The organism is Nostoc sp. UCD121, assembly GCF_014222285.1.
Taxonomy (GTDB): Bacteria; Cyanobacteriota; Cyanobacteriia; order Cyanobacteriales; family Nostocaceae; genus Nostoc.
Genome location: NZ_JACKZS010000096.1, coordinates 16,371 through 28,234, shown reverse-complemented (window position 1 = coordinate 28,234; position 11,864 = coordinate 16,371). Strand labels below are relative to the sequence as shown.

At 41.2% G+C, this 11,864-nt stretch carries 8 protein-coding genes; 2 read left to right on the top strand and 6 right to left on the bottom strand.

Features of this window, described 5'->3' with window-relative positions:
• Positions 1 to 690: 690 nt before the first annotated feature.
• From GNF10_RS20235 to GNF10_RS20210, 6 genes are all read right to left on the bottom strand, one after another.
• Positions 691 to 3,468: a pitrilysin family protein gene (locus GNF10_RS20235; protein WP_185583400.1), complete on the bottom strand. Its 2,778-nt coding sequence runs from the start codon at positions 3,466 to 3,468 to the stop codon at positions 691 to 693.
• 249 nt (positions 3,469 to 3,717) lie between these two features.
• Positions 3,718 to 5,811, bottom strand: coding sequence for a prolyl oligopeptidase family protein (locus GNF10_RS20230; protein WP_185582877.1), 2,094 nt, complete (start codon positions 5,809 to 5,811; stop codon positions 3,718 to 3,720).
• Positions 5,812 to 5,957: 146 nt separating this feature from the next.
• Positions 5,958 to 7,133, bottom strand: a complete 1,176-nt coding sequence (locus GNF10_RS20225; protein ID WP_185582874.1) for a DNA double-strand break repair nuclease NurA — start codon at positions 7,131 to 7,133, stop codon at positions 5,958 to 5,960.
• A gap of 379 nt (positions 7,134 to 7,512) precedes the next feature.
• Positions 7,513 to 8,298 carry an HAD family hydrolase gene (locus GNF10_RS20220; protein WP_185582872.1) on the bottom strand — a complete coding sequence of 262 codons (786 nt, stop codon included), beginning with the start codon at positions 8,296 to 8,298 and terminating at the stop codon, positions 7,513 to 7,515.
• A gap of 146 nt (positions 8,299 to 8,444) precedes the next feature.
• A complete protein-coding gene (locus tag GNF10_RS20215; RefSeq protein WP_185582870.1) occupies positions 8,445 to 9,296 on the bottom strand; it encodes a metal ABC transporter permease in 852 nt (283 codons plus the stop codon).
• 105 nt (positions 9,297 to 9,401) lie between these two features.
• Positions 9,402 to 10,226, bottom strand: a complete 825-nt coding sequence (locus GNF10_RS20210; RefSeq protein WP_185582869.1) for a metal ABC transporter ATP-binding protein — start codon at positions 10,224 to 10,226, stop codon at positions 9,402 to 9,404.
• A gap of 89 nt (positions 10,227 to 10,315) precedes the next feature.
• Here GNF10_RS20210 and GNF10_RS20205 point away from each other — a divergent pair, with 89 nt between their 5' ends.
• Both GNF10_RS20205 and GNF10_RS20200 read left to right on the top strand, forming a co-directional pair.
• Positions 10,316 to 11,332, top strand: a complete 1,017-nt coding sequence (locus GNF10_RS20205; protein WP_185585417.1) for a metal ABC transporter substrate-binding protein — start codon at positions 10,316 to 10,318, stop codon at positions 11,330 to 11,332.
• A gap of 128 nt (positions 11,333 to 11,460) precedes the next feature.
• Positions 11,461 to 11,796, top strand: a complete 336-nt coding sequence (locus GNF10_RS20200; RefSeq protein WP_185585416.1) for a hypothetical protein — start codon at positions 11,461 to 11,463, stop codon at positions 11,794 to 11,796.
• The last annotated feature ends 68 nt before the right edge of the window (positions 11,797 to 11,864 follow it).

The window sequence follows — 11,864 nt, the reverse complement described above, 5'->3', positions numbered from 1 at the left end:
TAGGTAGACATAAGTAAATATAAAATAAACTCTTAGTTTGTAGTGAGCGATTTATCGCTCAGAGCAAGGGTTATCAGGACTAAAGTCCTTACTACAAACTTTAAATTTATTTATGCCTAGATACTTATTGCGATAGTTATAAGTTAAAATTGCTCTAATTACATACTTTTTTATGAATTGCATTAGCAATATGAAAGCGTCATTAAAAATTATTTTCACGAAGGTTAGGGATAATCAAGGATTAAACTAAGCTCATTGATTTGCAAGAACTCTCATTCTCCTTGGTGCAGCCATCGATTTTTTAAATAAACTCTCCCCCGTTAGATAAAAACATGGGGAGAGCTAGAACAAAGTTCGGTAGGGTAATCGGGCTACTTAAGTTTTTATTATTTTTAGACTTTATCTTATTCCTCCTAAAGATAGATAAATATTTCATTGGAATTCTACGTTGGTAGCTTTTGAAAAAAATTCCCCATTTCTATCTAGAAATGGGGAAATAGAAGTTAAAGTTCGTCAGGTGATCGGAATATCTGTTTATTTTGTCCTGATACTATCTTTCTCAATTCCTCCGTTAGATAGAGAAATACTCTCTCAAAATGTTCAGGTATGTGTCTCTTAGCACTGTCAGGTTAAATTGGAATTTTGAATCTTTCAATTTCATTATCCAAAATTTAAAATTCAGTGAGTTAATTAACCGCCTTTAAGTACAGTCTCTCCAGGCCCGGCGGTGACAATTACCAGATTTTCTGGCTTAATTAAATCCTCAATTGCCTGTTGCATTTGAGCCATAGTGACTGCTTGAATCCGTTGAGGAAAGTCTCGGATTTCTGATCGTGAAAGTCCCAAGACAGCATTATCCAAAATGATACTTGATACATTACTGGGATTAGCTAAATCCACGGGGTAGCTATTAGTAAGTGAGCGTTTTGCCGTATTGAATTCAGCCTCAGTTACTCCTTGTTCGCGCAACTGTTTAAGTAAAGCGAGAGTACTGGCGATCGCGTTTTGGGTATCTCCTGGAGCAGTCTGCATCTGAATCAAGAATGGGCCGGGATTGATGCCGGCGGCAAAATTACTATAGATACCGTAGGTTAGACCGAGGCGATCGCGCACTTCCGTACCCAAGCGGCTCGACAATGTATCACCACCCAAAATTTGATTCAGTATCAGTGCCGCATAATAACGCGGGTCTTTGCGAGAGATGCCGTTGTAGCCGATGTAGGTAACAGCCTCAGCTTTACCAGGAATTATTTTGTTTAAACGTGTCGAAGTTTGCGGTAATGGCACGGATGATATTTTCAGCATAGGTGGCTTACCTGTGACTTGCCATTTGCCAAATGCCTGATTCAGCAAAGTTTTTACCTTAACTGGATCAAAATCTCCAACTATTGCGATCGTTGTGCTATCTGGTCGGTAGTGTGTCTGATAGAAGCCAAGCAAATCATCACGACTAATGCTCTTTAAGCTCTCGAATGTGGGAAAGCTATGAAATGGATGATTTTCAGGATAAATTGCCTGCTGGAATACTTGTCGTCCTAGTCCTCTAGGATCATCTAGCTGGACTTTAAGACTTGTCAGCGCCCGTTGACGGCTCAATTCTAGCTGGTCGGTGGGGAAAGTGGCGTTTTCTAACACATCTGCCAGAGTTTGAATCAATATCGGCAGGTTATTTGAAAGTCCTTCACCGCTAACGTTCACTCCCTCACGGCTAGCACTGAAGCTCAAATCGGCTCCCAGGTCTTCTAAGGTTTTTGCTAGGGTAAGAGCATTTTTAGTCTGTGTCCCATTCATTAAGTTGGCCGCAGTCAAATTCGCTAATCCAGCTTTTTGATTACCGTCAAATTCAGTACCAGCGTCAATTTGTCCACTTAGGTTAATAGTGGGGAGACTGCGATCGCGTAACAACAAAACCCGCAAACCATTATTTAAAGTAAACTCTTCTGGTAGCGATTGTTTGGCCGAATCTGTAGATGATGTGGCGGGTGGAAGATATTTAGCTAGTTCTGCCGGATCTACAGGTTTACCGGGGCTGAAATTTTCTACTGTGCGCCCAGAACCAGCGCTAGAAGTCCCTGGTTTACCATCTGGTTGAGTCGGCTCAAAGAAGCCGATGGTTTGTTTAGCCGGATTTAGGTAGGTTTTCGCTACTTTTTGTACTTGGGCTGGGGTGACTTTAGCGATCGCAGCCAGATACTTTTCTATAAAACGATAATCGCCTGCGATCGTTTGGTTATATCCCAATTGGGTAGCCTGGCTAGTAATATCTTGATTACCCAAGATATACGAGGCTTGCAGTTGCGTTTTCGCCCGGTTCAATTCTTCTGTGGTGACAGGCTGCTGTTGCAACTTTCCTAAAGATTCCTGAAGCACCTGGGCAATTTTACTTAACTCTTGACCTGGGGCCGCCGTAGCATTAATTTCATACCAACCTGGTTCAATGAGTTCGGCAGCACCGCCACTCACTGAACTAGCGAGTCCAGATTCTACCAAAGCCTGGTAAAGTCTAGAGCTACGTCCACCTGTGAGAATGGCATCCATCACATCAATTGCCGGCACATCAGGATGCTTGATATCTGGTAAAGGATACACTGCTTCCAGTAGTGCCGCACTTCCTGGTTGCTTCAAAACAATCGGTGCTTTTTTAGTAGTAGCGGCAACTGGAGAAGATGGAGCGACATTTTTCTTTACAGTCCCCTGTTGCGATCGTTTTGCCAACTTTCCATAAGTTTCTTTAACAACTTTGAGTACAGGTTCCGTGGCAAAATCCCCCGTAATTACTAACGTGGCATTTTCTGGGCTGTAGTAGGTTTGGTAATAATTCCGTACCTGCTCTACCGTAAATTTCTCTACATCAGCTTTTGTGCCTCCCACTGGTAAGCCATAAGCTCTGTTAGGGAAAGCATCTCGCATCACTTCCCGGCTCAGACGATAACCTGGTGAATTTTCGTACCCCTGTAACTCCGAGATTACCACCCGCTTTTCACTCTTTAGTTGTTCAGGCCCAACTAAGGAATTTTCCATGCGATCGGCTTCTAGTGTCAACAATGCTTCGAGTCTGTCTCGTTGCACTGTGCCAAAGTAAGCTGTTTCGTCATAACTAGTAAAGGCATTGAACTGGCTACCCAAAGCACTAAACAATCTTCCAAACTGCACTGGCCGGGCAGTTGTACCCTTGAACATCAAATGTTCTAGCTGGTGAGAAATGCCATTTTCTCCCTTAACCTCATTACGGGAACCAACTTTATACCAAACTTGCACACTCACCACTGGAGCAGTATGGACTTCCTTGGTTAGCACTGTTAAGCCGTTGTCCAACACCGTTTTTTTTACCCCTTGGGTGAATGAGGCCGCAGATACAGGTGCGACTGCTGTCGGTGTTGCAGCATTTATGAAATTGCTCGAAAAAGGCAAAAAAGTTAGGAGCAGACTCAGAAAAAAACCTATAAACATATATGAACGTAACTTCATAAGCAATGCCAAATGCAAAATTTCTAATTTTAAGGTAAATAAACCTCGTCTACCTTGAGAACCGTAGTTTTGTAGGTTGGGTGCAGCTTTAGCGTAACCCAACATAAAATTTGGTGGTAATGTTGGGTTGAGTTTCACTCTACCCAACCTACATAAATATATCTTTTAAAAAACTCTACGTTTCAACATAGATGAGGTTTAATTGCTTCTGTTTTTCTCCACCCTTATCAACAGAAGTATTAGATTATCCTAAACTTCAACATTCAAAGTCCGCACCAAAAAAGCCCATTTATCTGCGGCTTCCTCGATAATTTTAGCAGTGGGTTTACCTGCACCATGTCCTGCCTTAGTCTCAATTCTAATTAAGACTGGTGCATCACCTGCGTGAGCTTCTTGCAAAGCAGCGGCAAATTTGAAACTATGAGCAGGGACAACGCGATCGTCATGATCGGCTGTGGTAATTAAGGTTGCTGGGTAAGCTGTATCTGGTTTGATGTTGTGGAGTGGCGAATAAGCATACAGCACTGGAAACTCTTCTGAATTATCTGCTGAACCATATTCGGAAGTCCAAGCCCAACCAATGGTAAATTTGTGGAACCGCAACATATCTATCACGCCGACTGCTGGTAACGCTGCACCAAACAAATCGGGGCGCTGTGTCATGCAAGCACCTACCAATAAGCCACCATTACTACCACCTGCGATCGCTAGCTTCTGTGTCTTAGTATATTTATTAGCAATCAACCACTCAGCTGCACCAATAAAGTCATCAAAGACATTCTGCTTTTTCTCCTTCATTCCTGCTTGATGCCATTCTTCGCCGTATTCTCCACCGCCGCGGATATTGGGCATAGCATAGACACCCCCCATCTCCATCCACACCAACAGACTCACAGAGAAGCCAGGTGTCATTGAAACATTAAAACCACCATAAGCATAGAGATAAGTGGGGTTATTTCCATCTAACTTAATGCCCTTTTTGTGCGTAATAAACATGGGTACTCTAGTACCATCTTTGCTCTGATAAAAAACCTGTTTTGTCTCATAATCGTTAGGATTAAAATCTACCTCTGGCTGGCGAAAAACAGTGCTTTTACCAGTTATCATATCGTAGCGATAGATAGTTCCTGGCGTGGTAAAGCTGGTGTAACTATAAAAAGTTTCGGTATCATGACGCTTTCCTCCAAAACCTCCGGCTGAACCAAGCCCAGGTAATTCTATCTCACGAATAAACCCGCCTTTGAGGTCAAAAATTTTAATTTGGCTATGAGCATCTTTGAGGTAATCAGCAACAAATTGATTATTGAGTATGCCTACACTTTCTAAGGTTTCTGCTGATTGAGGAATAATTTCTCGCCAGTTTTCTGGCGCAGAGTTTTTAGTGTCAATTGCAATAACTCTTCCCCGTGGTGCATTTAAATCTGTGCGGAAATAAAAGACGCTATCATCATTGTCGATAAAGCTGTAATCTGCCTCAAATTGGTTAATTAATTCTACGACTTCAGCATTAGGGTTAGTTAAATCTTTGAAGAAAACTAAATTTTTGGAGTCAGAACCCAGCCAAATAGAAATTATTAGATAGTGTCCATCTTCAGTAACACCACCACCAAAACCCCATTCTTTTTGGTCAGGACGTTGATAAATTAATACATCTTCTGATTGAGGCTGGCCTAGTTGATGATAGTAGAGCTTTTGATAATAGTTAACATCTTCTAATTGAGTTTTTTCATTCGGCTCATCGTAGCGACTGTAGAAGAAACCTTGATTATCGTGTGTCCACGATGCACCAGAAAATTTAATCCACTTCAGATGATCTTGTAGGTCTTCACCAGTTTCAACATCGCGTACCTTCCACTCTTGCCAATCAGAACCAGAGGTGGATAAACCATAAGCTAAAAGTTTCCCATCCTGGCTAATAGACAATCCTGAAAGAGCAACAGTACCATCTTCTGAGAGTTGATTGGGATCGAGTAAAACTTTGGGTTGATCTTCGAGGGTTTTTAGACTGTAAAGGACACTTTGGTTTTGCAGTCCGTCATTTTTAAAATAAAAGTAGCGTTCGGTAGAACCGTCTTGTAGAGATTCGCCTTCTTTAAAAGGGATACCATATTTTTCATAATCCCAAAGTTTGGTGAGGCGCTGTTTAATTTTTTCCCTAACAGGAATTTCACTCAAATAGCCAAAGGTAATTTGATTTTGTGCCTCAATCCAAGCTCTTGTTTCTTCAGAGTCAGGATCTTCTAACCAACGATAAGAATCTGCGACTAAAGTACCGTGGTAGTTATCGGCTTGGTTGCTTTTCTGGCTGGATGGGTAGGTGATAGATTTTTTAGATGAAGGCATAGTCTTAGGTTGAAGTGCTTCTTTACATACTACAAAGATAGACCTAAGACGTGGGACATACATTGACCAAACCTACGCCTAAATTGATAAAAGTCCTGAAAAATAAGGGTTTTAGATTTTTATCTAGCGAGAGTGATTAAAGAGGGTTAAGCAATGCTCCCACGCTTTCTGGCTTCTTTGTAGGAAGTTCCGACATTTTTTAAACCAGCTTTAATCATTTGTTGTTCTAGGAGGGCAAAGAAACGCGCTCTATCGCCACCTTTTACCACTGCTTGATTATGCGCTTCGGCGATCGCAACTGGATAGCCATATCCTTTTTGTACTTGTGCTAACATCAGCCCAAGTGCTTGATCTAACATGGTTGCATTCTCCGCTACCCATGCCGGAACTTCGATTCGGGCGATTTCTGTGCCAACGTGGACATAGCAAAAATAAATGCTTTGATCCCCGTAGAGTTCGAGAATCGGAGAATTACTCCGCCAAAGGGTACTGCGTTGTCCTGGTTTGAGTCTGGTTGCCCAAACAGAAGTGTCTCGCAACTGTTCAAAAATTTTACAAGCTACTTTTTCTAGCTGATTTGGACAATAAGTTTTACAGTCTGGCACTGGATGAGGACAAGCCAATAAGCGTAAAAAGTTCATTGTTTCGATGCTGCGAGAGGCGCTAAGATAACCCATCAGGGGAATTTGAGCATCACGCATCTGTTGCCAAGCTTCCAGAATGGGGGGTAAAATGCGATCGCGTGCGTCCATCGGTAACTGTTCTAAAAACCAGTAAATTAACGAACCATCTACCATCGCCAATGCTGGTGCTTCCCCTTTAGCTGCACATGCAAGTTCCGCTAAAACCGTTGTTTCTGATGCAGTGCGGCGAAAACTCATCCATTCCTCGGTTCTAATTCCCCACTGCCTAGACATATATAAATCTTCTGGGCGGTAAAATACTTCTGGCAAACTATCGAGTAGCGGATGGCGGTTTTGTCCGTAGTGTAAGACGACTCTGCCAATATTGAGTAGATAACAGTAAGCAATTTCGTGATGGTTGGGGGCAATTTGGGAACCATCGGTAGCGATGACAGTATGAATTTTTGGGGGAACTGAGATATCGATGCAGGTTTCTAGCGGCTCAATTGGGGTAGCATTAGCAAAGAGAATGCGATCGCGCCATTTTTCCTGGCGATCGATTAAATCTTGTTGAGACTCATAAGCATTTTTTAGATGTTGTTGTGCCAATTCTAAACGCTGACGACTGGCAGCAGCTTCTAAGGTAAGATGCTGACTTAAACCCTGCATTTGTCGCGCCAGTTTTGTTAAATCAAGCATAAAGGTAAGTAATAAATTATAAATTAGGAGTTATACCATTTCTTTGTGAAGCTATGCCAAATTTCCTTAGCTTCTTCTTTCTTCCTTTGTGTTCTTTGCGTCCTTTGCGGTTCGTTCCTCATATAGTTTGGCGCACCTTTATACAGAATTGGTATTAGGAGTGAGAAATTAGGAGTTTTAGTAATTCATTATTATTTATCTACATTTTTTAAATATCTCGCTTCGTTGCCATTTTGCTAGAAAATTAAAATAATTCGTAATTGATAATTAGACTTTAATGATTGCTAATGTAATTCGTAATAAAAGTAAGTTGGAGATTTAGACCACTTACAAATTACGAATTACTTTAAAGTAGCAGGCAAAGCCCATTACGAATTAGTTAAACCCAAGCAGGGAAATCTCTGGCAAACTGAGACAGTGATAACAAATGAATTTGCAGATCATTTTGAGCCGCTTCTCTTTCTACTTGGGTGTTATAACCCCAGTCTGCAAGGAACAGTTTTACGTCTTCAAGGTCTGTTTGCTGTTTGACTAACTGCAACGTCTTGAGTCTATCTTCTACAAACCAGAGACTAACTGGCTTGTTTTCTGCTTGTTGCTTTAATTCTCGCAAAATTTCATATTTGGGGCGCTTGACTTCTTTCCCAAAAATTGCTGCTGCTGGTAAATTAACTCCTTCTTGTTGGAGCAACTGCTGTACAAAACGTCCCTCTTTAGTGGTTACAATGTATAGCTTAACTCCACTGTCAAGGGTTAATTTTATTTTTTCTATTACACCCGGATAAAATCTATGCAGACTTAGCCAACCGTCTAAATCCGTGGTAATCCATTCATCACGTTGGTTATCTAGTCTCGCAGCAATTTCTCTTGCTTGTAGCTTGTCATTTAACAAAAGTTGTGGGGCGATGCTTAACCATTCATGAAGAATTTTTTCATCAGGAATTCCATCTACTAAGGCTTTGATTAAAACGGGCATTTCCCAACCCGTCTCAATTACGGGGCGCAGGCGATAGAATCTCAAAGCTAAATCATCTGCTGGTGTGTCGTTAGCTGGCGACCAAATTTCACAGTAGGTACGCCACGCTACCTCAAAATATTCAATTAGTCCGTCGCAAATCACTCCATCAAAGTCCAGGGCTAAAATCGTGGGACTACTTGCGGTCATTGTTTTGAGGATTAAAACTGCTGTTGTCAGCTTACCCGACAAATTTAAATTATGCAGTAATTTTTGTTAGTCTTTTAGAATTTCTAACTTGCTCAAAAAGTATGGTGGCATTGTCTACTAATATACTACGGTGCGATCGCAGAGAATTATTCTTTGGCTTTAAGTTGTTTACTCATAAAAATACCGTATTTAGGACTAAATAGTAATGCCAGCAAAAATAACCCTGATACTACTAAAACGATCGCAGGTCCAGAGGGCAAGTTATAAAAGTAACTGAGGTACATCCCGCTAATACTGGAAATTACGCCAATTACTGCACCCAAAATCATGACTTGGTTGAGACGCTTAACTAATAAATAAGCGGTAGCTCCTGGTGTAATTAAAAGCGATAATACTAAAATCACACCGACAGCTTTCATGCTGGCGACAATTGTCAAAGCTATTAGTACCATTAATCCAAAGTTCAGCCGATTAACTGGCAAACCCGCAGCTTGAGCGCCTAAAGGATCAAATGTGTAAAATAAAAGCTCTTTATATAATAAAACAACAACTATTAAAACAATAGTGGCAATGATAGCAGTGTCTCGCACTTCATCAATGGTAACGCCAAGAATGTTGCCAAAAAGGAAGTGATTCAAGTCGATTTTATTATCTTTTTGAATAACAGTAATTAGCGTGATGCCAAGGGCAAAGAATGCTGAAAAAACTATGCCCATTGCCGCATCTTCTTTGATTGGCGATCGCACTCTAATCCAGGCGATCGCCATTGTACTCAGAACACCTGCAATAAATGCGCCAACATATATATTTGCTCCCACCATAAAAGCGATCGCTAGTCCGGGTAAAACTGAGTGACTGATGGCATCACCCAGCAAGGCTAGGCGCTGTACCATTAGGTAGCTGCCTACAACTGCACACAACATCCCAACTAAAATGGCAATCACGAGCGATCGCTGCATAAAGCCGTATTGCAATGGCTCAATTAATGCTTGTAACATATTTTGTCATTTATCACTTGTACTGAGCGAAGCCGTTGGCGTAGCCTCTCGTTAGAGAAGTATTTGTCATTTGTCATTCACTAATGCTTCATACCCAATGACATTTTATGCAGCGTCTGAAAAGTACATTACTTTACCGCTATAAGCACGATGCAGATTTTCTTCGGTAAGTACTTGTTGCCGTGAACCTGTGGCGATTACCTCACGGTTTAGTAATATTAAGTCATCAAAGTGAGTGATTGATTCCCCTAAGTCGTGGTTGACTACTAGCACGATTTTGTTTTCGGCGGCGAGTTCATGGAAGACTTCAAAAATCACTGACTGAGTTTTTTGATCGATGCCTACTAGAGGTTCATCAAAGCAGAAAATTTCTGCTTGCTGTGTTAAAGCACGGGCTAAAAATACCCGTTGTTGTTGTCCTCCTGATAATTGTCCAATGGGGCGATCGCAATATTCGCTCATTCCCACTCTTTCTATGGCGTTTTTTGCTACTTGACGGCTAACTGCTGAGAAGCTACGTAACCAGCCTGTTTTCTTTACCCGTCCCATCATGACTACATCCCAGACTGTGGCGGGATAAGTCCAATCAATTTGGCTACGTTGTGGTACATAGGCAACTTTCTCTAATTGCTGCATCAAGGGTTTGCCTTCGCATAGTACCGTACCACTACTGACAGGAACCAAGCCTAACATTGCTTTCATCAGCGTACTTTTGCCAGCACCGTTAGGGCCAAAAATACCCGTCAGTTTTCCTGGTTTGATGATACAGCTAACGTCTCTTAAGGCTTCTTGTGTGCGGTAGTATACCCCTAAATGGGCAATACTAATTGCTGCTGTGGAACTCATATCGAATTTGATAGTTTTTGCAGGTGCTTCCTCTGTTTTTGTCTGAGATAGACGAAATTTTGCCGGGAAAGAGATATTTTTCATAATCAGGTTTTAATATTTATTTCTTGAGCTTACTATAAAAATGAGAGAAATATGAAAAAATCTATAATTAGATGTAATATCCAAGATAAATGAAACTAATACTAGAGATAGACGGCAGTAATCCTTACGGCGAGGGAATAATCAGTAGGATGAAGGGAAAAATTATTTTCCGGCTTTGTTTGGGGATGCTTGTACCTTTAGCTTTATTAAGTTGTACACAGAAAGACTCTAACCCCAACACTGCCAACGGAGATAAGCCGCGAGTTGTTGCAACTAGCACTGTCATTGCTGATTTGACACAAGAGGTTGCAGGAGATGAAATTCAACTAAGTGGAATCCTTAAACCGGGTACTGATCCCCATGTTTACGAACCAGTACCAGCAGACAGCAGGGTTTTGGAAGAAGCTAACTTGATTTTGTATAACGGCTACAACCTGGAACCGGGACTGATTAAATTAATGAATGCTTCTGGTGGTAAGGCGCGGAAGATACCAGTGGGGGAAGCTGTGAAATCCTTGCAGCTTGATAAAGGCAAAGGCGAAATAGTACCAGATCCGCACGTTTGGGGTAGTGCGGAAAATGCGATCGCAATGACGAATGCAATCCGAGATGCGTTGATTGAGTTATCACCTGAAGATAAAGACAAATTTACTCAAAAGGCATCGCAACTCACGAATGAATTAAAACAGTTACATAGCTGGATTAATCAACAAATTCAAACTATCCCCGCAGATAAGCGCAAACTAGTGACAACCCATGATGCGTTCCAATATTATGGACGCGCTTATGGGATTGCGATCGCAGGTACTTTAATTGGCATTAGTACCGAAGAACAACCAAGCGCTCAAACAGTCCAGAGATTAGTTGAGTCCATTAAAAAGATCGGCGTTCCCGCAATTTTTTCTGAAACTACAATTAACCCAGCTTTAATTAAAACTGTTGCTCAAGAAGCAGGAGTGAAATTAGCACCAAACCAACTTTACTCTGATTCAATTGGTGCAAAAGGAAGTAATGGAGATTCTTACATCAAAATGATGGAGGCGAATACCCGTAGCATTGTAGAAGCATTGGGGGGAAAATACACGCCATTTCAACTAAAGAAGTAAATTTATCCGAGCAAATATCTAACCTAAGACGTGTTCTTCTGAAAGTCTCTCCAGAGAAAGAACTTTTTGTATCTTTGATTTTTTAGAGTGTTATTAGCAAAGTTAGATTTTTTAATACCTGAAAGACCATGACTGATAAAACTCAAGAAAATCAAATTAATCAACCAGTAAGTGAAGATACACATTTACGCGAAGAACCTAATGTCAATGAAAGAAACTTAACAGCAAATCCTGGAGATAGAATTACTGATGAGTCTCAATCTGTAGAAGAAAAGGCTAAACAGGTAGCTGTGGATGATGTACCAGACATTACAGGCGACAAAATTACAGTCCCGACTTACTTTGTTGTAGATGAACCTGATGGCACAAAGAAAGCACTCCACCACGTTAAAGATGCTGAAGAGATTTCTGACATGATTCGGGAAGCACGAGTTGACGAAAATGGAAATCGAATTTGGTGGTAGTCATTCATTAAAGAGACGCGGGGACACGAAAGTTATTTTTTGCGTCCCCGCACTTGTTTTCTTGGATC